This window comes from Delftia sp. WSY_7 (genome assembly GCF_043104845.1).
GTDB lineage: Bacteria > Pseudomonadota > Gammaproteobacteria > Burkholderiales > Burkholderiaceae_C > Comamonas > Comamonas tsuruhatensis.
Genome location: NZ_JBICLB010000044.1, coordinates 15,691 through 38,404, shown reverse-complemented (window position 1 = coordinate 38,404; position 22,714 = coordinate 15,691). Strand labels below are relative to the sequence as shown.

The 22,714-nt window shown below is 69.4% G+C and carries 21 protein-coding genes; 10 read left to right on the top strand and 11 right to left on the bottom strand.

Annotated elements, in window-relative coordinates; translation table 11 throughout:
* Positions 1-271 precede the first annotated feature (271 nt).
* The 4 genes from ACF8ME_RS23765 (at position 272) to ACF8ME_RS23750 (ending at position 4,487) form a co-directional block, all read left to right on the top strand.
* Entirely contained in the window at positions 272-1,240 is a 969-nt protein-coding gene (locus tag ACF8ME_RS23765; RefSeq protein WP_012202149.1) for a tripartite tricarboxylate transporter substrate binding protein, read from the top strand.
* A 30-nt stretch (positions 1,241-1,270) separates the two neighbouring features.
* Positions 1,271-2,851 carry a class I adenylate-forming enzyme family protein gene (locus tag ACF8ME_RS23760; protein ID WP_392418438.1) on the top strand — a complete coding sequence of 527 codons (1,581 nt, stop codon included), beginning with the start codon at positions 1,271-1,273 and terminating at the stop codon, positions 2,849-2,851.
* A 20-nt stretch (positions 2,852-2,871) separates the two neighbouring features.
* Positions 2,872-3,870 carry a tripartite tricarboxylate transporter substrate binding protein gene (locus tag ACF8ME_RS23755; RefSeq protein ID WP_065345467.1) on the top strand — a complete coding sequence of 333 codons (999 nt, stop codon included), beginning with the start codon at positions 2,872-2,874 and terminating at the stop codon, positions 3,868-3,870.
* Positions 3,871-4,034: 164 nt separating this feature from the next.
* Positions 4,035-4,487: a PaaI family thioesterase gene (locus ACF8ME_RS23750; protein WP_034399057.1), complete on the top strand. Its 453-nt coding sequence runs from the start codon at positions 4,035-4,037 to the stop codon at positions 4,485-4,487.
* A gap of 58 nt (positions 4,488-4,545) precedes the next feature.
* On the opposite strand, the gene ACF8ME_RS23745 is transcribed toward ACF8ME_RS23750, so the two are convergent.
* The 8 genes from ACF8ME_RS23745 to ACF8ME_RS23710 form a co-directional block, all read right to left on the bottom strand.
* Positions 4,546-5,091 (bottom strand): hypothetical protein, encoded by a 546-nt coding sequence (locus ACF8ME_RS23745; RefSeq protein WP_012202143.1) that lies wholly within the window; start codon positions 5,089-5,091, stop codon positions 4,546-4,548.
* Between the two features lie 138 nt (positions 5,092-5,229).
* On the bottom strand, positions 5,230-6,309 hold the full coding sequence (locus tag ACF8ME_RS23740; protein WP_392418436.1) for a Bug family tripartite tricarboxylate transporter substrate binding protein: 1,080 nt from the start codon (positions 6,307-6,309) through the stop codon (positions 5,230-5,232).
* A gap of 187 nt (positions 6,310-6,496) precedes the next feature.
* The gene (locus ACF8ME_RS23735) at positions 6,497-7,369 is read right to left on the bottom strand and encodes an HpcH/HpaI aldolase/citrate lyase family protein (protein WP_392418434.1); all 873 of its coding nucleotides are present in this window, start codon (positions 7,367-7,369) and stop codon (positions 6,497-6,499) included.
* A gap of 23 nt (positions 7,370-7,392) precedes the next feature.
* Positions 7,393-8,400 (bottom strand): tripartite tricarboxylate transporter substrate binding protein BugD, encoded by a 1,008-nt coding sequence (locus ACF8ME_RS23730; protein ID WP_017406883.1) that lies wholly within the window; start codon positions 8,398-8,400, stop codon positions 7,393-7,395.
* Between the two features lie 103 nt (positions 8,401-8,503).
* Positions 8,504-9,868 carry an MmgE/PrpD family protein gene (locus ACF8ME_RS23725; protein ID WP_392418432.1) on the bottom strand — a complete coding sequence of 455 codons (1,365 nt, stop codon included), beginning with the start codon at positions 9,866-9,868 and terminating at the stop codon, positions 8,504-8,506.
* A gap of 39 nt (positions 9,869-9,907) precedes the next feature.
* Positions 9,908-11,110: a CaiB/BaiF CoA-transferase family protein gene (locus ACF8ME_RS23720; RefSeq protein ID WP_203400246.1), complete on the bottom strand. Its 1,203-nt coding sequence runs from the start codon at positions 11,108-11,110 to the stop codon at positions 9,908-9,910.
* Positions 11,111-11,260: 150 nt separating this feature from the next.
* Entirely contained in the window at positions 11,261-12,427 is a 1,167-nt protein-coding gene (locus ACF8ME_RS23715) for an acyl-CoA dehydrogenase family protein (RefSeq protein WP_012202137.1), read from the bottom strand.
* 190 nt (positions 12,428-12,617) lie between these two features.
* Positions 12,618-13,526, bottom strand: a complete 909-nt coding sequence (locus tag ACF8ME_RS23710) for a MaoC family dehydratase N-terminal domain-containing protein (protein ID WP_392418429.1) — start codon at positions 13,524-13,526, stop codon at positions 12,618-12,620.
* 207 nt (positions 13,527-13,733) lie between these two features.
* Between ACF8ME_RS23710 and ACF8ME_RS23705 the strand changes: the two genes are divergently transcribed.
* From ACF8ME_RS23705 to ACF8ME_RS23680, 6 genes are all read left to right on the top strand, one after another.
* The gene (locus ACF8ME_RS23705; RefSeq protein WP_016452187.1) at positions 13,734-14,651 is read left to right on the top strand and encodes an SDR family NAD(P)-dependent oxidoreductase; all 918 of its coding nucleotides are present in this window, start codon (positions 13,734-13,736) and stop codon (positions 14,649-14,651) included.
* Between the two features lie 169 nt (positions 14,652-14,820).
* Positions 14,821-15,714 (top strand): MaoC/PaaZ C-terminal domain-containing protein, encoded by an 894-nt coding sequence (locus tag ACF8ME_RS23700; RefSeq protein WP_392418428.1) that lies wholly within the window; start codon positions 14,821-14,823, stop codon positions 15,712-15,714.
* Positions 15,715-15,765: 51 nt separating this feature from the next.
* Complete coding sequence (locus ACF8ME_RS23695) at positions 15,766-16,563, top strand: enoyl-CoA hydratase/isomerase family protein (protein ID WP_392418426.1); 798 nt, start codon at positions 15,766-15,768, stop codon at positions 16,561-16,563.
* Positions 16,560-17,861: an acetyl-CoA hydrolase/transferase family protein gene (locus tag ACF8ME_RS23690; protein WP_013800085.1), complete on the top strand. Its 1,302-nt coding sequence runs from the start codon at positions 16,560-16,562 to the stop codon at positions 17,859-17,861. Before ACF8ME_RS23695 ends, ACF8ME_RS23690 begins: the two co-directional genes overlap by 4 nt.
* A 35-nt stretch (positions 17,862-17,896) precedes the next feature.
* A complete protein-coding gene (locus ACF8ME_RS23685) occupies positions 17,897-19,105 on the top strand; it encodes an acetyl-CoA C-acetyltransferase (RefSeq protein WP_013800084.1) in 1,209 nt (402 codons plus the stop codon).
* A gap of 10 nt (positions 19,106-19,115) precedes the next feature.
* Positions 19,116-19,331 (top strand): hypothetical protein, encoded by a 216-nt coding sequence (locus ACF8ME_RS23680; RefSeq protein ID WP_047474923.1) that lies wholly within the window; start codon positions 19,116-19,118, stop codon positions 19,329-19,331.
* A gap of 11 nt (positions 19,332-19,342) precedes the next feature.
* Here the strand turns inward: ACF8ME_RS23680 and ACF8ME_RS23675 are convergent, their stop codons facing one another.
* The 3 genes from ACF8ME_RS23675 to ACF8ME_RS23665 all read right to left on the bottom strand — a co-directional run bounded on the left by ACF8ME_RS23675 (position 19,343) and on the right by ACF8ME_RS23665 (position 22,682).
* Complete coding sequence (locus ACF8ME_RS23675) at positions 19,343-20,350, bottom strand: tripartite tricarboxylate transporter substrate binding protein (RefSeq protein WP_016450249.1); 1,008 nt, start codon at positions 20,348-20,350, stop codon at positions 19,343-19,345.
* On the bottom strand, positions 20,347-21,366 hold the full coding sequence (locus ACF8ME_RS23670) for an NADPH:quinone oxidoreductase family protein (RefSeq protein WP_392418505.1): 1,020 nt from the start codon (positions 21,364-21,366) through the stop codon (positions 20,347-20,349). The genes ACF8ME_RS23675 and ACF8ME_RS23670 overlap by 4 nt, the downstream gene beginning before the upstream one ends.
* A gap of 92 nt (positions 21,367-21,458) precedes the next feature.
* Entirely contained in the window at positions 21,459-22,682 is a 1,224-nt protein-coding gene (locus tag ACF8ME_RS23665; RefSeq protein WP_392418423.1) for a CaiB/BaiF CoA transferase family protein, read from the bottom strand.
* Positions 22,683-22,714 lie beyond the last annotated feature (32 nt).

The following is a 22,714-nucleotide window of genomic DNA, read 5'->3' as shown; positions in this document are numbered from 1 at the left end:
AGGGGGACGACACCCTCGCGGCGGGGCGGCCCTTGCTCGGTGTCCCTGACTTGGGCCGCGCCAGTTTTTGGCGCTGTGCACCACACGGTCAATGAAAGGCGCTTCGGCGCCTTTTTTCTTGGGCTCTTTTCTGGTGCTGGCAAGGGGTTAGCACCCGTTCCAGTAGGCCTAAGCGCGGGTTTCCGAATGGCGAAGCGGATCTCCAGTCAAACCCTGGTGCCCTGTGGCCCAGGGTTTTCTATCGTTGCGGGCAGTGAACTGGAGACTGCCCATGACCGTCCGCCGCAGCCTGCTGGCCCTGCTGGCCGCTTTGCCTTTTTTCTCCCTGGCTCCTGCCGCCGCGCTGGCGGCGGCCTGGCCTGAACGCCCCATCACCATCGTGGTGCCGGCCGCCGCTGGCGGCACCACGGACATTGCCGCGCGCGTGCTGGCCGAGAAGATGGGCAAGGACCTGGGCACGTCGGTGGTGGTGGAGAACAAGGGCGGGGGCGGCGGCAGCATCGGCACGGCCCAGGTGGCGCGCGCCAGGCCCGATGGCTACACGCTGCTCATGGGCAACATCGGCCCGGTGGCCATCAATTTCAGCCTGTACAAGCAGCTCAGCTACAAGGAAAGCGATCTGCGCGGCATCACCAATGTGATCTCCGTGCCCAACATCCTCGTGGTCCATGCCGATTCGCCCGTGCGCAGCGTGCGCGAGCTGGTGGAGCTGGCCAGGACCCGGCGCCTGAACGTGTCCACCTCGGGCGTGGGCCAGTCGCCGCACATGTCCTCGGAGATGTTCCGCCAGAAGGCCGGCATCGAGGTCACGCTCGTGCCCTTTCCCGGGGCCGCGCCTGCGGTCACGGCGCTGCTGGGCCAGCAGGTGGACTACATGATCGACAACCTGCCCAGCTCCATGCCGCACATCAGGAGCGGCAAGTTCCGCGCGCTGGCCATCACCAGCGCCACGCGCTCGGCCCAGTTGCCCGAGGTGCCCACCATGACCGAGGCCGGCGTGCCCATGCAGGTCACGGCCTGGTTCGGGCTGCTGGCCCCTGCCGGCACGCCCGATGCCGTTGTCGAGCGCATCCAGCAGTCGGCCCGGCGCGCCATGCAGACGGCCGAGGTGCGCCAGCGCTTTGCCGACCTGGGCGGCGTGCCCGGTGGCGAGACACCGGCCGAGTACGACGCCTTCATCGCCCAGGAACGCAAGAGCTGGGCCCAGATCGTCAAGGCCGCAGGCCTGTCGCTGGAATAGTTCTCCCCTCCCGTCCCTCCCGCCCCTCCCATGCAAGAAGACATCGCCGCCCTGCTGCGCCAGCCCTTTGGCTCGCTGCCCGAACTCGTCGCGCTGCAGGCCAGCCAGCGCCCCAGCCACACCGCCCTGGCCATGGACGGCCGCAGCCTCGACTACGCCGCGCTACGCCTGGGCATGGACCGCGTGGCCCTGCGCCTGCAACGCCAGGGCCTGGGCCCCGGCGACGTGGTGGCCATCTGCGCGGGCAGCTCGCCCGAGTACGTGCTGGCCTTCCTGGGCGCGCTGCGCGCGGGCGTGGCCGTGGCGCCGCTGGCCCCGTCGGCCACCGCCGGCCACCTGAGCGCCATGCTGGACAACTGCGGCGCCCGGCTGGTGCTGCGCGACGCGGACACCGCAGCGCAATGGCCGCTGCAGGGCGGACAGGATCTGCAATGCGTGGCCCTGGACGGCGCTGTCGAAGCCGGCATGCCGTGGTCGCAATGGCTGGCTGCGGACGAAGCGGACCATGGCACCGCACCCACGCCCATCCACCCCCAGCCCGACTGGCCCTTCAACGTCATCTACTCCTCGGGCACCACGGGCGTGCCCAAGGGCATCGTCCAGTCCTGGGCCATGCGCTGGGCCCATGTGCAGCGCGCCATCCACAACGGCTACGGGCCCGATGCCATCTCGCTGTGCGCCACGCCGCTGTACTCCAACACCACCCTGGTCGCGGCCCTGCCCACGCTGGGCCTGGGCGGCACCCTGGTGCTGGTGCGCAAGTTCGACGCGGCGCACTACCTGGAACTGGCCGAGCGCCACCGTGCCACCCACACCATGCTCGTGCCCGTGCAGTACCAGCGGCTGATGCAGTGCCCGGGGTTCGACGGCGCCGACCTGAGCCGCCTGCGGCACAAGTTCTGCACCAGCGCACCCTTCCATCCCGCGCTCAAGGCCGAGGTGCTGCGCCGCTGGCCCGGACGGCTCATCGAGTACTACGGCATGACCGAAGGCGGCGTGCGCTGCGAGCTGCACTGCCATGACTTCCCAGACAAGCTTCACACCGTGGGCAGGCCGGGACCGGGCGCCGACATCCGCTTCATCGATGAGCAGGGCCGCGAACTGCCGCCCGGCGAGCAGGGCGAGATCGTGGGCCGCTCGGCCGGGATGATGAGCGGCTACCACCGCCTGCCCGACAAGACGCAGGAGGCCGAATGGTTCGATGCCCAGGGCCTGCGCTTCATCCGCAGCGGCGACGTGGGCCGCCTGGACGAGGACGGCTTCATCGTGCTGGGCGACCGCAAGAAGGACATGATCATCACGGGCGGCTTCAACGTCTACCCGAGCGACATCGAGTCCGTGCTGCTGCAGCACCCGCAGGTGGCCGAATGCGCGGTGATCGGCGTGCCCTCCGATGCTTGGGGCGAGACCCCCGTGGCCTACGCCGTGGCGCACCCCGATGCCACACCCTCGGCCGCCGCGCTGCGCGAATGGCTCAACGCCCGCGTGGGCAAGACCCAGCGCGTGGCCGAGCTGCGGCTGGCCGCCAGCCTGCCGCGCAGCGAGATCGGCAAAGTGCTCAAGCGCGCGCTGCGCGAGCAGTACCAAGCCGGCGCCCTGTCCTCTTCATGAAACGGAGTCCCCCCATGCCCATGCCCATGCACCCACTCCCGCGCCGCCGCCTGCTGTCCTGCCTGGCCCTGGCGACCTGCGCCCTGCTGGCCCCGGCCACCCATCTCGCCCATGCTGCCGAGGCCTGGCCTGCCAAGCCCATCCAGCTGGTCATTCCCTATCCACCCGGCGGCAGTGCCGACCTGCTGGGCCGCCCGCTGGCCGTGCAGCTGCAGCAGCAGCTGGGCCAACCCGTGGTGCTCGAATACAAGCCCGGCGCGGGCGGCACGCTGGCCTCGCAATACGTGGCGCGCGCCAGGCCCGATGGCTACACCGTGCTCATGGTGCTGGCCGCCCATGCCATCAACGACAGCCTCTATCCCAAGCTGCCCTACGACACCCGCCGCGACTTCGCGCCCGTGTCTTTGGTGGCCAACCTGCCCATGGTGGTTGCGGCCAGCAGCAAGCTGCCGGCAAAGAACATCCAGGAACTCATCCAGGCCGCCAAGGCCAACCCCGGCAAGCTCACCTTCGGCTCGGCAGGCAACGGCAACACGGGGCATCTTGCGGCCGAGTACTTCGGCTCCATGGCAGGCGTGCGCATGACCCATGTGCCCTACAAGGGCAGCGCGGGCGTGGTCAACGCCATGCTGGCCGGCGACATCGACCTGACCTTCGACAGCATCTCCACCTCCATGCCCCACATCCGCAGCGGGCGCATGCACGCGCTGGCCGTCACCAGCCCGCAGCGCTCGGCGCTGGCGCCCGAGGTGGCCACCATCCAGGAGCAGGGCATCGCAGGCTTCGACGTGACCGGCTGGTACGCCGTCATCGCGCCGGCCGGCACGCCCGCCGAAGCCACCCAGCGCCTGAGCCGCGAGATCGCCTCCGCCCTGCGCCAGCCCGCGCTGCAGGCCCAGCTGGCCGCCGGCGGCTACGAGCCCGTGGGCTCCACGCCCGAGGCGCTGCAGGCGCATATCGACAAGGAAATCACGCGCTGGGCCACTGTCGTCAAATCGACAGGTGCACGGGTGGATTGAAAGTCACCCCCTGAGCGGCTGCGCCGCTTCCCCCGTGTGCACGGCGCCCTCTCTCGCTTCGCGGGAGGGGGACGGCACCCTCGGTGCGGGACGGCCCTTCCTCGGTGCCCCGGAGTCGGTACACGCCAGTCTCGAGCGCCGCGCCCAATGCGATGATCATGTCCATGAATACACCCATCAAAGACCACCCGGCCAACCCCTTCGAAGGCGAGGCGCCCGGCATCCTCTTCGGCCTGCCCATGCCCATGGCCCGCGCCATGAAGCTCAGCGGTGAACGCATCGGCGAGGACCGCGCCCAGATCCGCATGGGCTTTCAACCGGACCAGGCCAACAGCCGCGGCGACGTGCACGGCGGCGCCATCGCCTCGCTGCTGGACTGCGCCCTGGCCTCGGCCTGCCGCTCGCACGACCCCACGGCCTTCGGCGTGGCCACCATCGACCTCACGCTGCACTACGTCTCGGCCGGCAGCGGCGATCTCATCGCCACCGCCCACTGCGAGCGGCGCGGCCGCTCCATCAGCTTCGCGCGCGGCGAAGTGCGCTCCGAGGATGGCACCCTGGTGGCCCTGGCCACGGGGACGTTCAAGCTGATGGCGCGCAGCCCGGCACAGGCCTGAGCGCAGGGCACGCGCGGCGCCGGATGGCGCCGGACGGCACTTGCGTGCCGCCGCGTCGTCAGAGCCGCTTTTCCTTGGCCTCGATCAGCTTTTGCATCAGTTCGCAGACCTGCCTGGCCTGCTCCTGGGTGATGTCGATGTTCTCGATCACCGAGCGCTTGAACTGGATGCCGTTGACTGCGCCGCTGTTCTCGATGAAGCCCAGCGTCAGGGTGCGGTTCAGGAAGTAGATGACGGCGGCGATGCCCCAGCCGATCAGCATGACCACCAGGCCTGCAAAGAAGCTCTGGGCCATCATGGACCCGCCCATGAACAGGGACAGGGCACCGATGCCCAGCGCCGTCTTCCAGGGCTTGTGATAGCCGTAGTAGGTGGAGCAGATGCCCTGCAGCGGGATCAGGCGCGACTGGGTGCCCGACAGCGAGGCGCTGCTGAACTCCAGGCGCTCGCTGCCCACGCGGATGGTGGTGGTGGGATCGATGTTGACCTTGGACAGGATCCAGGCGACCAGGCCGCCTTCGCGGCCTGTGATGGCAATGTGGTTGCCCTTGTCGTCTATGGGTTGCTCGCTGGCTTTCCAGGCCTTGATGACCAATGCACTCACGGTAATACCCTCTCTTGAATGTTTGAGAAACCACGGGCTGTCCCGCCATGGCATTGCACCACCGGGGCCGCCTGAGGAGGGGCGATTACAGCACAGGGCATGAGTGCAGCCTTGGGCAACCAGGGCCGCTGTGCGCCATCAACCGGGTTGCACCCCCGCCGACTGCAGCAGCCGCCCCCAGACCGGAGCCTCCTGCGCCCAGGCCTTGCCGAAGCGCTGAGGGCTGTCGTCATCGACAGGGACGAAACCGGCCGCGATGATGCGGGCCGTGCCTTCGCGGCTGGCCACGGCGCGGTTGGAGATCTCGCCCCATTGCCGCGTGAGGTCGGCCGGCAGGCCCCTGGGGCCGGCGATGGCCAGCCAGCCGGACAGTTCCATGGCCTCATGGCGGTAGCCGGCCTCGGCAAAGGTGGGCACCTCGGGCAGCAGGGGCACGCGGCGCGTGCCGGTGACGGCCAGAGCGCGCAGCTTGCCTGCATCGATGTGGGGCTTGAGCGTGAGCAGGCTGCCCATGCCGATGGGGATGCGCCCGCCCAGCATGTCCTGCACCATCAGCGCCTCGCCCCGGTAGGCCGCATGCGCCATGCCGGCACCGGCCATGTCGCTGAGCACGGCGCAGGCCAGGTGGCCGTGCGAGCCTATGCCGTAGGAGCCATACGAGAGCTTGCCCGCGTTGGCCTGGGCCCAGGCCATGAATTCGCGCAGGTTGGAGGCGGGCACGTCGGCCGTGACCACCAGGGCGATGGGCGCCATGCACACGCGCGACAGGGGCGTGAGGTCGGTCAGCGGGTCGTAGGCGGTCTTCTTGTAGAGGTATTTGTTGGTGAGCATGGTGGAGGTGGTGCCCAGCAGCAGGGTGAGCCCGTCGGGCGCGGAGCGGACCACCATTTCGCCGCCGATCAGTCCGGCCGCACCGGGCTTGTTGTCCACCACCACGGTCTGGCCCAGCTGCTGGGCCATGCGCTCGCCCAGGATGCGCGCAATCACGTCGGTGGCGCCGCCCGCCGCAAAGGGCACGACGATGCGCACGGGCCGCGTGGCAAAGCCGGCCTGCGCCAGCACGCTGCCGGGCCCCGCCGCCACGGCGCCGGCCGCCAGGGCCAGCGCCTGGCGCCGATTCAATCGGTTATCCAGTCGGTCATCCATTCGGTCTTCAAGTCGGTCATTCAACTGGCCGTTGAATCCGCTGTTCGATGCCGTCCCCGAGATCACTGCCATCACACGCTCCTTTGCCTGGGTGCCACCGTGGGTGGAGACACCGGATCAAGAAACCGCCGTCTCGAAATCAATCGAGTTGGCCAAGCGTATTCGAGGCAGATGGATTCACCATCAGGGAAATCATTGGACTTTTTGCGCCAGAATCAGAAAACTCTGAGTGCAAAACGGACTTTCAGTCTCATTTCTATCAAAATCGTGCTGCAGATCTCTGTTGCGCCCAGGCATGGCGCAGCAGCACCTGTTCGGCCTGCTTGAGTACGGGCGCATCGACCATGCGGCCGTCCAGCACGCAGACGCCGCCTCCGGCCTCGGCCAGGGCCTGGCGCAGGCGCTGCGCGTGGGCCACGGCCGCTGCATCGGGGTCGAAGACGGCGTGCAGGGGCTGGACCTGGGCCGGGTGGATGCACAGCTTGCCGCCAAAGCCCATGCGCCGCGCGCGTGCCGCGTCCTGGGCCAGCCGCTCGGGGTTGCGCGTGTCCACCGTCACGCCGTCCACGGCCGCGCCGATGCCGGCGCGGCGCGAGGCCAGGACCATGGCCATGCGCATGGGCAGCAGCTCTTCCTCGCCCTGCTCGCAGGCCATGCCCGCATCGACCTGGAAGTCCAGGTGGCCGAAGGCCAGGCGCACCACCTGGGGCGCGGCAGCCAGGGCGTCGGCCGCGTCCAGGCCGGCCACGCTTTCGATGAGGGGCAGCACGGCTGCCCGTGCGCCCGCAGCCTGGGCCACCGCATGCAGGGTCTGGACGCGCTCGGCCTTGGAGACCATGGCGCCGGCCACGCCCTGCTCCACCAGCTGCGCCAGCGCGCGCAGGTCATCCGCATGCCAGGGCGTGCCTTCGGCGTTGATGCGCACCAGCAGGCGGGCACGGGCCGGGCCTTCCAGCGCACCCACGGCCTGGGCCAGCGCCTGGCGGGCGCCGTCCTTGTCGGCCGGGGCCACGGCGTCCTCCCAGTCGGCGATGACCATGTCGGCACCGCTGTCCAGGGCCTTGCCCAGGCGCTCGGGCCGCGTGGCGGGGACGAAGAGAAAGGAAGTGGCCTGTCGCGCCAGATCGTGCATGCGGATGTCCTTGGGAGAGCGGTTTATTCGGCCGAGACGCCTGCGGCCTTGATGACCTTGTCCCAGCGCGCCACCTCGGCCTGCAGGTGGGTGCGCAGGCCTTCGGGCGTGGCCTTGTCGGGCGTGACCAGGTCGGAGCTGAGTTCGGCGATGCGCTTTTTGACGTTCTCGTCCTTGATGGCCACGTTCAGCGCCTTGTTGATGGCCATGACCACTTCCTTGGGCGTGCCCTTGGGCGCGTACATGCCGTGCCAGACCTTGACGTCGAAGCCCTTGAGGCCCTGCTCATCCAGCGTGGGGATGTCGGGCAGCGAGGACAGGCGCTTGGGCGTGGTCACGCCGAAGACCTTGGCGCGCTGGCCGTCCTTGATCACGGGCACGGTCTGCGTGGTCTGGTCGCACAGCAGGTCCACCTGGCCGCCCATGAGGTCGTTCATGGCCGGGCCTGCGCCCTTGTAGGGCACGGTGGTGAGCTTGACGCCCGCCTGGTGCATGAACAGCATGCCGCACAGCTGGGAGACGGCGCCGATGCCGGCATTGGCCAGCGAGACCTTCTCCTGGTTCTTCTTCACGTAGTCCAGCAGCTCGGCAAAGTTGTTGGCCGGGAAGTCCTTGCGCGACAGCAGGGTCATGGGCACGTCCAGCACCTGGCCGATGTACTCGAAGTCCTTGAGCGGGTCATAGGGCAGCTTCTTGTACAGCGCAGGCGCCGTGGCCATGCCCATGTGGTGGATGAGGATGGTGTAGCCGTCGGCCTTGGCCTTGGCCACGCGGTTGGGCGCAATGGTGCCGCCCGCTCCCACGGTGTTCTCGACCAGCACGCTCTGGCCCAGCACCTGGCCCATGGGCACGGCCAGCAGGCGCGCCACCACATCGGTGGGGCCGCCAGCGCTGTAGGGCACGACGAGGACGACGGGCTTGTCGGGCCAGGCCGCGGCCAGGGCGCCGGTGGTCGTCCCGCCGGCGGCAAGGGCGCAGGCGGCGGCCGCTGCGTAAACGAGGCGGCGGCGGAAAGAAGTGGTGCGTTGCATGGTTTGTCTCCTGTGCACTTGGGTGGAAGCGGGAGGTGCTCTGTGGTGGCGCCTTTCCCATGGATTCGCCGGCCGGGGCCGGCGCGAAAACTCAGTCAAGAACTCAGTCAAGCAGGCGCTGCACGCGCGGCCAGTGCGCGACCTGCCACAGCCGCGCTACGGCGGCCTGGGCGGGGTCGTCCTGCAGGGCACCGCCATAGGCGATCAGTCGCAGCGCCTTGGCCGTGATCTCCTCGCGCGACAGCGTGTTGCCCGGATCGCCCTTGGGCTCTTCCACGCGGCCGTGCAGCGTGCGGCCATCGGTGGTGAGCACGGTGACCTTGCCGATCCAGCGCTGCGGGTAGGCGGCATCGACCTCGGGGTCCAGCACCATGCCCACCTTCTCGCGCAGGGCCACCGTGGTGGCGGCCAGGTATTCGTTGTCGAACTCGTCCAGGCCCGCATGGCCGTGGCGCGCGGCCAGCGCCAGCACCGTGCCCATGGAGAACTTGCTCTGGTGCACCGTGCCGGGATCGACCACGGGGCCCAGCACGTCGATGGCGCCCTGGTGCACGTGGCAGGTAACCTGCGCCAGGTCGGCGGGGGCCAGGCCGTGGTCCTGCATGACCTGCAGCAGCGCGTCGGCGGCCGGGTGCGTGTGGCGGCAGGAGGCATGCCATTTGAACGAGGTCTCGGCCGTGGCCCAGCGCGTGCCCAGGCCGTCCGTGAGGCGCGTGGGATCTGCATCCGTGGACATGCCTGCCGCCAGGCCCTGCGGTCCCGTGAAGATGTCCTGCGCGCCCGTGAATCCGTCCTTGGCCAGGTAGGCCGACATCAGGCCCGCCGCGGCCGCATGGGCCGTGTGCAGCTGCTTGCTGTCGGCCGCGGTGCGCAGGAATTCCCACAGCCCTGCCGACTGCGTGCCGGCCGAGCCGAAAGCATGCTGCATCTGCGCGGGCGTGAGGCCCAGCAGCCGGCCCACGGCAGCGGCTGCAGCCAGGGTGCCGGCCGTGGCCGTGGTGTGGAAGATGCGGTAGTGGCTGCGGCCCAGGAACTCGCCCACGCGGATACCGACCTCGTAGCCGGCCACGCAGGCGGCCATGAGTTCGGCGCCGCTGGCGCCGATGCTCTGCGCCACCGCCAGCGCGGGCGGGAAGACCACGGCGGCAGGGTGGAAGACCGAGCCGTTGTGCACATCGTCCTGCTCGGCCACATGCGAGGCTGCGGCATTGGCCAGGGCCGCCATCATGGGCGAGGTGGTGTCGGCACTGCCCAGGATCTCGCTAGGCCCCTGCGCCGGTCCCTGGGACAGCGCAAAGCGCGTGATGCTCTGCACGGGGCGCGCGCCCTGGCCTGCCAGCACGGAGCCGAACCAGTCCACCCAGAGGTCTTCGGCGCGCTGCTGAACGGCGGCGGGAACGTCGTCCCAGCGCAGCGAGGCAGCGAATTGGGCCAGCGGATGGATGCTCACTTGCGGATCATGTTTCATGAGGGGGTCTCCGGCGCATTCTGCGCATGCGCCCAGGTTTCAGGGAGTGGGTTTTCCAGACTGCGTGCACAAAGCCTGGATGCGCTCGGCGCTCCAGCCCAGCTCGGCCAGGATGGCGGCGCTGTGCTCGCCCACGGCGGGCACGGCCTCCATGCGGTAGTCGAAGGCGCTGTTGGCACCGGGGGGCAGCAGCGCCTGCACCGGACCGGCCGGCGTGTCCACGCTGCACCAGCGCTGGCGTGCGGCCAGCTGCGGATGGGCCCACAGGCCGGCCATGTCGTTGACGCGCGCATTGGCAATGCCGGCCGCATCCAGACGCTGCACGACCTGGGCAGCATCGAGCGCGTTGAACACGCCCAGGATCAGCGCGCGCAGCTCCTCGCGGTTGGCGTTGCGGCGCGCATTGCTGTCAAAGCGCGCATCCGTGGCCAGCGCGGGCTGCAGCAGCACCTGTTCGCAAAAGAGCTTCCACTCGCGTTCGTTTTGCAGGCCCAGCATCACCGTCCCGCCGTCACCGGCCTCGAACGGCCCGTAGGGATAGATGCTGGCGTGCGAGGCGCCGGTGCGCGGCGGCGGCGGCGCGCCGTCGAAGGCGTAGTACATGGGGTAACCCATCCACTCGCCCAGCGCCTCCAGCATGGACACGTCGATGTGGCTGCCCTCGCCCGTGCGCCCGCGCAGCAGCAGGGCCGACAGGATGTTGGTGTAGGCGTACATTCCGGCCGCGATGTCGGCCACCGAGATGCCGGCCTTGGACGGCACCTCGGGCGTGCCCGTGACCGAGAGAAAGCCCGCCTCGCTCTGGATCAGCAGGTCGTAGGCCTTCTTGTCGCGGTAGGGGCCGTCAGCGCCGTAGCCGCTGATGTCGCAGACGATGAGGCGCGGGAAGCGCTCTCGCAGCGCCGCATAGGACAGGCCCATGCGCGCGGCAGCGCCGGGCGCCAGGTTCTGCACCAGCACGTCGGCACCCTCCAGCAGCTGCAGCAGCGCCTGCATGGCCTCGTCCTGCTTGAGGTCCAGCGCCAGGCTCTGCTTGCTGCGGTTGATCCAGGTGAAGTGCGAGGACTGGCCCTGCACGCGCTGGTCATAGCCGCGCGCAAAGTCGCCGCTGCCGGGCCGCTCGACCTTGATCACGCGCGCGCCCAGGTCGGCCAGCTGGCGCGTGCAAAACGGTGCGGCCACCGCATGTTCCAGCGAGACGACGGTGGTGCCGTCAAGCGGCCGAAGACTTTGCTTTTTCATCTTGGAAATCCATTGCACATTGGCGAAACCCACGACCCGACCAACTGGCGCGCTCCAAGCCAGGGACAGCAAGCAAGGGCCGCCCCCGCAGCGAGGCTGTCGTCCCCCTTCCAGGGGGAAGGCGCGAAGCGACTCAGGGGGTTTTCCATTTCAGAAAGAACGCGGGAGACCGAGGATGTGCTCGGCTACGTAGGAGTAAATGAGATTGGTCGAGATCGGCGCCACCTGGTACAGGCGCGTCTCGCGGAACTTGCGCTCCACGTCGTATTCGCAGGCAAAGCCGAAGCCGCCGTGGAACTGGATGCAGGCATTGGCCGCCTCCCAGCTGGCCTTGGCCGCCAGGTACTTGGCCATGTTGGCCTGGGCGCCCATGGCCTGGTTGGCGTCGAACATCTCGCAGGCCTTCCAGCGCATGAGGTTGGCGGCCTCGACCTCGATGAAAGCATCGGCAATGGGGAACTGCACGCCCTGGTTCTGCCCGATGGGGCGGCCGAACACGTTGCGGTCGCGCACGTAGTTGGTCACGCGGTCCAGGAACCAGTAGCCGTCGCCAATGCATTCGGCCGCAATCAGCGTGCGCTCGGCATTGAGGCCGTCCAGGATGTACTTGAAGCCCTTGCCTTCCTCGCCGATCAGGTTCTCCTCGGGGATTTCCAGGTTCTCGAAGAACAGCTCGTTGGTCTCGTGGTTGACCATGTTGGGGATGGGGCGCACGGTCAGGCCGCTCTTTTGCGCCTCGGCCAGGTCCACCATGAAGATGGACATGCCCTCGCTCTTTTTCTTCACCTCGGCCAGCGGCGTGGTGCGCGCCAGCAGGATCATCCAGTCGCTGTGCTGCACGCGGCTGATCCAGACCTTCTGGCCGTTGACCACGTAGCGGCCATCCTTCTTGACGGCGCTGGTCTTGATCTTGGTGGTATCCGTGCCCGTGGTGGGCTCGGTCACGCCCATGGACTGCAGGCGCCATTCGCCCGAGGCGATGCGCGGCAGGTATTTCTCCTTTTGCGCCTGCGAGCCGTGGCGCAGCAGCGTGCCCATGTTGTACATCTGGCCATGGCAGGCGCCCGAGTTGCCGCCGCAGCGGTTGATCTCTTCCATGATCACGCTGGCCTCGGTCAGGCCCAGGCCCGAGCCGCCGTACTCCTGCGGGATCAGCGCGGCCAGCCAGCCAGCCTTGGTCAGCGCGTCCACGAAGGTCTCGGGATAGGCGCGCTGCTCGTCGATCTTGCGGAAATACTCGTCGGGGAACTCGGCGCACAGCGCACGGATGGCGTCGCGGATCTCGGGGAAATTGTTGGAAAGCGTGTGTTCGATCATGGTGGTCTCAAGGCTTTATGGTCAGCGCCTTCACAGCGCGGAATGTGTTGAATACCAATTCAGTTATCGCAGCGGGAGCCAAAGCCGGCGCCGCCCAAAGCAAGGGACACCGAGGAAGGGCCGCCCCGCACCGAGGGTGTCGTCCCCCTCCCCCGCGAAGCGGGTAGAGAGGGGGAAGGCGCGAAGCGACTCAGGGGGAGACACTTGCCGTGCCGGTCATGGTCAGCCAGCCCTCGTGGTCCTGTGCCCACAGCTGCACGGTCTTGCCGTCCGCAGAAGGCTTGCCGTGCACGCTGAAGGCATGCAGGTCGAAGGTGGGGCGCACGGCCTTGAACTCGAAGGACAGCACGCGCGCCTGGGGCAGCTCGCGGCGCAGCAGGTCCAGCAGCAGGGTGGCGATCAGCGGGCCGTGCACGATCAGGCCCGGATAGCCCTCCACGCCCGTGACGTAGCGGCGGTCGTAGTGGATGCGGTGGCCGTTGAAGGTCAGGGCCGAGTAGCGGAACAGCAGCACGTCGTCGGGAACGATGGTGCGCGACCAGGTTTGCTGGCCGTCCAGCGGCGGCTTCTGCGGCGTGGGCGCGGGATCGCCGGGCTGGGCAGCGGCGCGGTAGACGATGTCGTGCTCCTCGGTCAGCGCCAGGCCCTGTTCATTGCTGTAGGCATGCTCGACCAGCACGAACAGCAGCTCGCCCGAGCGGCCGCTCTTGTGGCTGACCGAGCCGATGGTGGAGCGGCGCTGCACCTTCTGGCCCACCTGCAGCGCGTTGCCTGCCTCCCAGCGCAGTCGCCCGCCGGCCCACATGCGGCGCGGCAGCGGCACGGGCGGCAGAAAGCCGCCACGGCGCGGGTGGCCGTCGGGGCCGAGCTCGCTTTGGCGTGCATGGGGCAGGAAGTACATCCAGTGCCACAGCGGCGGCAGCGCCGTGCCGTCGGCGGGCTCAGGGTCTTCCCGGTCCAGCGTGGCCGACAGCGCGGCCACGGGCGCGGCCGTGATGCTGTCTGCCAGGGTTTCGCTGCGGCCCTGCCAGGACTGAAGATGCGCCAGCGCGGCGGCGTCGAGGGTGTCGGTAGCTTGCTTGTCTGTCATGGCCGCCATGGTCGGTGCAAGCGCGGCGGCCCGCAATCCGCGTTTTCTTAAGCAAGCCTTTGGCCGCGCTGAAGGCTGGGCCGGCGCGGCCTGCCCGCCCCTGCTTTCATTCCCGCGAAGTCCGCCCTTGTGATTGGCGAATGGCGCGGTGCGGTGTTTGCCGGCATCCTTGGTCCCGACTTCTTTCCAACGAACACTGAACGGGGACGACAGGCCATGGCGCAGAAAATGATGCAGGACAAGGTAGTGGTGGTGACGGGTGCCGGCGGCGGCATCGGGCGCGACATGGCGCTGGCCATGGCGGCCGAGGGCGCCAAGGTGGTGGTCAACGACATAGGCACCTCCACCACGGGCGAGGGCACGGACGCCGGCCCGGCGCAGAAGGTGGTCGATGAGATCAAGGCCGCAGGCGGCCAGGCCGTGGCCAACACCGACAGCGTGGCCGAGGCCGCCAGCGCGGGCCGCATCGTGCAGTGCGCCGTGGACAGCTTCGGCCGCATCGATGGCGTGGTCAACAACGCCGGCATCCTGCGCGACCGGTTCTTCCACAAGATGAGCCTGGACGAGTGGGACGCCGTCATCAAGGTCCACCTGTACGGCAGCTACTACATGAGCCGCGCGGCCGCCAACCATTTCAAGGAGCAGGAAAGCGGCGCCTTCGTGCACATGACCTCGACCTCGGGCCTGATCGGCAACCTGGGCCAGGCCAACTACAGCGCGGCCAAGCTGGGGCTGACGGCCCTGTCCAAGTCCATTGCGCTGGACATGCAGAAGTTCAACGTGCGCTCCAACTGCATCGCGCCGTTCGCCTGGAGCCGCATGATCGGCTCCATCCCCACCGACACGCCCGAGCAGCAGGCGCGCGTGGCCAAGATCCAGCAGATGACGCCCAACAAGATCGCCCCGCTGGCCGTCTACCTGCTGTCCGACGCGGCCCGCGACGTGAACGCCCAGGTCTTCGCCGTGCGCAACAACGAGATCTTCGTCATGAGCCAGCCGCGCCCGCTGCGTTCGGTGCACCGCAGCGAGGGCTGGTCGCCCCAGTTCATTGCCGAGCACGGCATGCCGGCGCTCAAGGCGTCGTTCGTGCCGCTGGACCGCTCGGCAGATGTCTTCAGCTGGGACCCTGTTTGAACGACACCCCCTGAGGCGCTACGCGCCTTCCCCCTCTCTACTCGCTTCGCGAGGGAGGGGGACGACACCCTCGGTGCGGGGCGGCCCTTCCTCGGTGTCCCTGAGTCGGGCCGCGCCAGTTGCGAGGGTTGAAGCGCGCCAGCGCAATCAAACACTGAGAGGAACCGTGATGGCCATCAGCTATCAGCACCTGAAACAGCGCCCCTTCGAGCCCGTGCGCCAGCACTATGGCGAACGCGACACCATGCTCTATGCCTTGAGCCTGGGCTTGGGCAGCGATCCGCTGTCGGATGCGGCCCTGCCCTTTTTCTACGAAGGGGCGCCCGGCGGGCTGCGCGCCCTGCCCTCGCAGGCCGTGGTGCTGGGCTACCCGGGCTTCTGGGCGCGCGAGGCCGATACGGGCATCGACTGGGTGAAGCTGCTGCATGGCGAGCAGCGCATGCGGCTGCACCGCCCGCTGCCGGCCAGCGCCGACGTGGTGGGCCACAACCGCATCACGCACCTGACAGACAAGGGTGAGGGCAAGGGCGCCATCATGGTCACCGAGCGGCGCCTGGAGACCACTGGCGGCGAGCTGCTGGCCACCGTGCAGCAGGTCAGCTTTCTGCGCGGCGATGGCGGCTACAGCCTGCTGGACGGCGGCCAGCCCAGCGACGCGCCCCTGGCGCCGCTGCGCCCCACGCCGGAGGACCGCGCGCCCGACTTCACCGACACCCAGGCCATACGCCCCGAGGCCGCGCTGCTGTACCGCCTGATGGGCGACTACAACCCGCTGCATGCCGACCCGGCCGTGGCGCGCAAGGCCGGCTTCGAGCGGCCCATCCTGCATGGCCTGGCCAGCTACGGCCTGGTGGCCCATGCCGTGCTGCGCCAATGCGGCGACCGCAATCCCGCGCGCCTGAAGGCACTGGATGTGCGCTTCACCGCGCCCGTCTATCCCGGCGAAACCCTGGTCACCGAGATCTGGCGCACGCTCGACCAGCCCTGCCAGCTGCAGTTGCGCGCCCGCGTGCTCGAACGTGACAAAGTGGTCCTGAGTCACGGCTACGCCGAACTCGCCTGATGCACGGCGGCCTCGCAAGAGGCCGCTCCTTCCCCCTGCCCTGGAGTTCCCATGAACACCTCACCCGTATTGACCTCCGTCCAGGACGGCATAGGCACGATCACGCTGAACCGGCCCGAGGCCCGCAACGCGCTCAACCAGGCCATGCGCCCGGCCCTGGCCGCCGCCGTGGCGCAGATGCGCGATGACGCGCAGGTGCACACCGTCATCCTCACGGGCGCGGGCGGCGCCTTCTGCTCGGGCGGCGACATCAGCCAGATGATGGATGCCAGCCAGGCCGGCCTGCCCTGGCGCCAGCGCATGCGCAGCCTGCACCAGTGGTTCCCCGAGCTGGTCAACCTCGAAAAGCCCGCGATCGCCGCCGTGGACGGCCCGGCCTTCGGCGCGGGCCTGAGCCTGGCGCTGGCCGCCGACTTCGTGCTGTGCACGCGGCGCGCGAAATTCTGCGCCGTGTTCGGCCGCATCGGCCTGGTGCCCGACCTGGGCGCCATGCACATGCTGCCGCGCATCGTGGGCCTGCAAAAGGCCAAGGAGCTGGTCTTCACCGCGCGCACCGTGCAGGCCGAGGAAGCCAGGTCGCTGGGCATGGTCTACGAGATCGTGGAAGACGACGAGGCCCTGCAGGCCGCCGCCGTGGCACTGGCCCGGCGCTTCGGCGAGGCATCCACGGCCGCCATCGGCATGGCCAAGACGGCCATGAACCAGGCCTTCGAGCTGGACGCACGCGCCATGGCCGAGCTGGAAGCCTATGCCCAGACGATGTGCCGTGGCTCCGACTACCACCAGGAGGCGGTGCAGCGCTTCAAGGACAAGCAGCCCACGCGCTTCGACTGGGACCGCGCGCCATGAGCGTGCTGTCGCCGGACGCCCTGCAAGAAAGGCTGCAGGCCCTGATCCGCCCCGGCGACACCCTGTGGTGGGGCCAGGCCACGGCCGAGCCGCTGACGCTCACGCGCGCCGTGGTCGCGCAGCGCCATGCACTGGCCCGGCACGGTGGCCAGGGCCGGCTGCGCGTCTTCGTGGGCATGGGCGCATCAGACACGCTGCAACCGGCGCATGCCGACGCCATCGACTTCTTCGGCTACGCGGCCGGCGGCCCCCACCGCGCGCTGGCCCAGGCGGGCGTACTGGACATCCTGCCCAGCCACTACTCCCACCTGCCCGGCCTGATCGACGAGGGTCTGCTGCCTGCCGACGTGGTGCTGCTCCAGGTCTCGCCACCCGATGCACAAGGCCGCTACAGCCTGGGCCTGGTCCATGAATACCTGCCGGCCGCCATACGCAAGGCGCGCGTGCTGATCGGCGAGGTCAACCCCGCCATTCCGTGGACGCACGGCAGCCTGCACCTGCAGGCCGGCGACTTCGCCCTGCTGGTCGATGCCGAACACCCTCCGCTGGACCAGGCGCGCAGCGCGCCCGGCCCTGCCGAGCAGGCCATTGCCGGCCATGTGGCCGCCCTCATCGAAGACGGCGCCACGCTGCAGGTGGGCGTGGGCAACCTGCCCGAGGCCGTGCTCGCCGCCCTGCACGGCCACCGCGACCTGGGCCTGCACAGCGGCGCCGTGGGCGACGGCATTGCAGCCCTGGCCGAAGCCGGCGTGCTGACCCACGCGCGCAAGAGCCAGGACCGCGGCGTGGGCATCGGCGGCATCCTCATGGGCGGCGAATCGCTCAGGCGCTGGGCCCACCGCAACCCCGCCCTGCAGCTGCGCGAGACGCGCTACACGCACGATCCCGAGGTGCTGGCCGCCAGCCACCGGCTGGCTGCCATCAATTCGGCGGTGGAGGTGGACCTCACGGGCCAGATCAACTCCGAGGTGGCGGGCGGCGTCTACGTGGGCGCCGTGGGGGGCGCCGTGGACTTTCTGCGCGGCGCGGCACGCAGCCGCGGGGGCCTGCCCATCATCGCCCTGCCCGCCACGGCCAGGGGGGCCACGCGCATCGTTGCGCGGCTGTCCGGCCCCGTCAGCACGCCGCGCAGCGACGCCGGGCTCATCGTCACCGAACACGGCGTGGCCGACCTGCGCGGCCAGACGCTGTCGCGCCGCGTGAAACGGCTGATCGACATCGCGGCGCCGGAGCACCGCGCCGACCTGGAACAACAGGCACATACCCTGCTGCGCCAATGCGGCGCAGCCTTTTCCTGATCCACTGATCCACTGATTCCCAAGGAGACAACACCATGCGCAGAGCCGCCATCGTCACCCCCCTTCGCACGCCCGTGGGCACCTTCGGCGGCAGCCTGCGGCCGGTATCGGTCGAGGAGCTGGCCGCCACCACGGTGCGCGCCGTGGTCGAGAAAAGCGGCATCGACCCCGCACGCATCGACGACGTGGTCTTCGCCCAGTCCTACGCCAGCAGCGAGACGCCCTGCGTGGGCCGCTGGGCCGCGCTGCAGGCCGGCCTGCCGGTGACGGTGCCGGGCATGCAGCTGGACCGGCGCTGCGGCGGCGGCCTGCAGGCCGTGGCCACGGCGGCCATGATGGTGCAGAGCGGCGCCGCCGACGTGGTGATCGCAGGCGGCGTGGAGAGCATGAGCAACATCGAGTACTACAGCACCGACATGCGCTGGGGTGCGCGCTCGGGCAATGTGCGCTTCTACGACCGGCTGGACCGCGGCCGCGAGCGCTCCCAGCCCGTGGAGCGCTTCGGAAAGATCTCGGGAATGATCGAGACCGCCGAGAACCTGGCGCGCGACTACGGCATCAGCCGCGAGGCAGCCGACGCCTATGCCGTGCGCAGCCACCAGCGCGCCGCCGCCGCCTGGGAGGCGGGCCGCTTCGCCGACGAGATCGTCCCCGTCAAGGTGCCCCAGCGCAAGGGCGACCCCGTGCTGTTCACGCGCGACGAAGGCTTTCGCGCCGACGCCACCACCGACAGCATGGGCAAGCTGCGCGTGCTCATGCCCAATGGAACGGTCACGGCCGGCAACGCCAGCCAGCAGAACGACGCCAGCGCCGCATGCCTGATCGTGGCCGAGGACAGACTGGCCGAACTGGGCCTCACCCCCATGGCCACCCTGGTGGGCTGGGCCGCCGCAGGCTGCGAGCCCTCGCACATGGGCATAGGCCCCGTGCCCGCCGTCAAGAAGCTGCTGGCGCGCCTGAACCTCACGCTGGACCAGATGGACCTGGTCGAACTCAACGAAGCCTTTGCCTGCCAGGTGCTGTCCGTACTCAAGGGCTGGGAGTGGAACGACCAGGGCGCCATAGACCACAAGCTCAACGTCAACGGCTCCGGCATCTCCCTGGGCCACCCCATAGGCGCCACCGGCGTGCGCATCCTGGCCACCCTGCTGCACGAGCTGGAGCGCCGCAAGGGCCGCTATGGGCTGGAGACCATGTGCATAGGCGGCGGCCAGGGGATTGCGGCGGTGTTCGAGCGGGTGTGAGGAACCCGTCATGTCGACACGTCCAGTGAATCTGAGCCAGCAACAACATCGAATCGTTGAAGCTCAGACCCAAGCGACCAAGCTGGAAACGCTACGGCAAGCGGCTATGCGGGGGTGGGCGGATGTCGCCTCGGGTCACTACATTGACGTGCCGGATGAAGACTTTGACCTCTTTATCGCGGATCTGGGAAGGCAGGCAGCCAGCCGAATCAAGGCTGGTGCCTGACGGCGGCCTCCTCAATCCGCCCGCGCTCCCGACGCCTTCACGATCTCTTCCCACTTGCGGGCTTCGGCCTGGATGTAGCGCGCGAACTCGGCGGGCGTGGAGCCCACGGGCTCGGCGCCCAGGCGGCGGTATTGCGCGGCGATCTGGGGTTCGGCAAGCACGCGGCGGGACTCGGTCCACAGTTTCTGCACCACGTCCTGGGGCGTGTTCTTCGGCGCCCACAGTCCGTACCAGGTGCTGGTGCGAAAGCCCGGCATGCCGGCCTCTTCCATGGTGGGCACATCGGGCAGGGAGGGCGAGCGACTGGCCGAGGTGACGGCCAGCGCACGCAGCCGGCCCGAGGCGATGAAGGGCATGGCCGAGGGCATGGAGTCGAACATGAGCTGGATCTGCCCGCCCATCAGGTCGGTCAGGGCCGGCGAGCTGCCCTTGTAGGGCACATGCTGCATCTGCGCGCCGGTTTTCAGGCGGAACAGCTCGCCCGACAGGTGCTGTGACGACGCATTGCCGGCCGAGCCGAAGTTCACCTGTCCCGGATGGGCCTTGGCCCAGGCGATCAGCTCCTGCACATTGCGCACCGGAAGCTGGCTGCCCACGACCAGCACCAGCGGGACATCGACCAGCTGCGTGACCGGCTCGAAATCGCGGAAGGCGTCATAGGGCGCGCTGGCATAGACGTAGGGGTTGATGACGTGGATGGAGGCGTTGACCAGCAGCGTGTAGCCATCGGCCGGCGCCTTGGCCACCAGGGCCGCGCCGACCATGCCGCTGGCGCCGGCCTTGTTGTCCACGACCAGCGGCTGGCCCAGCGCCTCGCCCAGCCGCGTGGTGACCACGCGCCCGACCACGTCGGTAGGCCCGCCCGGTGGATAGGGCACGACGACGCGGATGGGCGCCTTGGGATAGCCCTGGGCCCCGGCGGATGGCTGCGCCCCTGCCGTTCTCCATGCGGCCAGCGCCGCAGCGGCGCCCAGCAGGGTGCGGCGGGAAAGCGCGGAGCCTGTGCGTTGCGTTGTCATACCTTGTCTCCTTGAATGGCGAGCGCGAGCTTGCCGGTCACGTTGCGGCCGTGCAGCGCGTGCAGCGCCTCCGGCAGTTCATGCATGGCGAAGACCTGGCTGACCTGGGGATGGATGCATCCCCGGGCAGCCCAGTCGAGCAGCGTGGCAATGACGGGCTGCAGCTGCGCCGCGAAGGCCTGGCGCTCATCGGCCGGCGTCCAGCCGATGTAGCGGCCGTAGAAGAAGCCGTGCAGCGTGAGGTTCTTGACCAGGGCCAGGTTCATGGGCACGGCGGGAATGGAACCGCTGGCGAAGCCCACGCTCAGCAGCTGCGCGTTCTGCGCGGCCGCGCGCAGTGCCTGCAGCAAGAGATCGCCCCCCACGGGGTCGAAGACCAGGGAGGCGCCCCGGCCCTGCGTGGCCTGCTTGACCTGGGCGGCCAGGTCCTGCGGGGTGACTGCCTGGTGCGCGCCGCGGCGCAGCGCATCGGCGCGCTTGGCCTCGGTGCTGGCGCAGGCGATGACCTGCACGCCGGGCGTCTGCCGGGCCACTTCCACCGCCGCAGCGCCCACGCCCGAACCGGCGCCCAGCACCAGCACCACATCGCCTTCCTGCAGGCGCGCGCGCCAGTGCAGGGCCGTGTAGGCCGTGCCGTAGGACAGGGGAATGGGCAGGGCCTGCAGCCAGGGCATGCCCGCAGGCAGGCGGTAGACGGTGGACGCATCCACCACCGTTTCCTGCGCAAAGGCACCCCAGTCGGCAATGAAGGCCACGGCATCGCCGGGCTGCAGGTGCTGCACCGCGCTGCCGCATTCCAGCACGCGCCCCACGCCTTCGGTGCCGGGCACGAAGGGCAGCGGCGGGCGCCGCTGGTAGCGGCCCTCGATCAGCAGCCCCGTGGCGTGGCTGACGTTGGCGTAGGCCACGGCAATCCGCGCCTGGTGCGCGCCCAGGGGCTGGCCGGGCCGGTCCATGGACTGCAGGCTGACCACCTCGTGCGGCGCGCCGAATTGATGGCAGACCAGGGCCTGCATGGAGGTGTCCGGGGAGGTGTCCGGGGAGGTGTCCGGGGAGGTGTCCGGGTATGTGTCCGGAGAGGTGGGTGTGAACGTGGATGTGGAAGCGCTCATGCCATGACCTCCTGCGCGCACTGGTGCACCACGCCGCTGGCCATCCATTGCTCCATCTCCTGCGGCGTGCAGCCGGCCTCGGCCAGGATCTGGCGCGTGTGCTCGCCCGTGCGCGGCGCGGCGCCAAGGGATGCACCGCAGGCTGCTGCGTCTGCCGGCCAGGGTGAAGCCGCATACAGCAGCGGCCCGAAGCCGGGCTGCGCCAGCGTGGCGAACGATGCGCGGTGCACGGCCTGGGGATGCGCCACCACGTCGGCCAGCGTGCGCACGCCCGCATGCAGGGCGCCCTGCGCTGCCAGGCGCTGCTCCCAGTGGGCGCGCGGCTGCTGCGCCAGCAAGGCCTGCAGCCCGGCATGCAGGACATGGCGGTGGGCCATGCGGCCCGCATTGGAGGCAAAGCGCGCGTCCTGCAGCCAGTGCGGCAGGTCCAGCGCTCGGCACAGCCGCTCGAACTGGTCGTTGTTCAGGGCCAGCACGGTGATGAAGCCATCGGCCGTGGCGAACACGCCGTTGGGGGCGCTCACGCCTTCGGCGGGCAGGCCGCCGCGCAGCGCGTCTTCGGCCAGCACCGTGGATTGCAGGGCGCAGCAGACCTCGAACAGGTTCAGCTCCACATGGCGTCCGCGCCCGCTGCGCGCCTTGCCCAGCAGGGCCGCCGTGCACGCCTGTGCGGCGTAGACGCCGGCCGCGATGTCGGCCAGCAGCAGGCCCACGCGCTGGGGCTGGCCCTGCGCGTCGCGGTTGCTGGTCATCAGCCCCGTGTCGGCCTGCATGACGGAGTCGGTGGCGGGCCGGTCGGCATACGGCCCCGTGGGTCCGTAGCCGCTGATGGAGACGTACACCGGGTCCAGGCCGGCCGCGCGCAGGCTGTCGTAGTCCACGCCCATGCGCTGCACGACCTGGGGGCGGAAGTTCTGCACCACGATGTCGGCCTCGCGCGCCAGCCGCAGCAGCAGCGCGCGCCCCTGGGCCTGGCGCGCATCAATGGCAATGCTGCGCTTGCCCGCGTTGTAGGTGGCAGACAGGCTGCTGTGTCCGTTGCGCGAGATGCCCACGTGGCGCGCCCAGTCGCCTTCGGGCGGATCGACCTTGATCACCTCGGCGCCCTGGCGCGACAGCAGGTGGGTGCAGTAGGGGCCGGCCACGCCCTGGCTCAGATCGAGCACACGGTAGTGCGCCAGGGGCGCCAGCGGCGCGGTTTGCAAAGCTTCTTGGTTCACGGTCAGCGGCCTTTCGCCATGGTTTCCTCCAT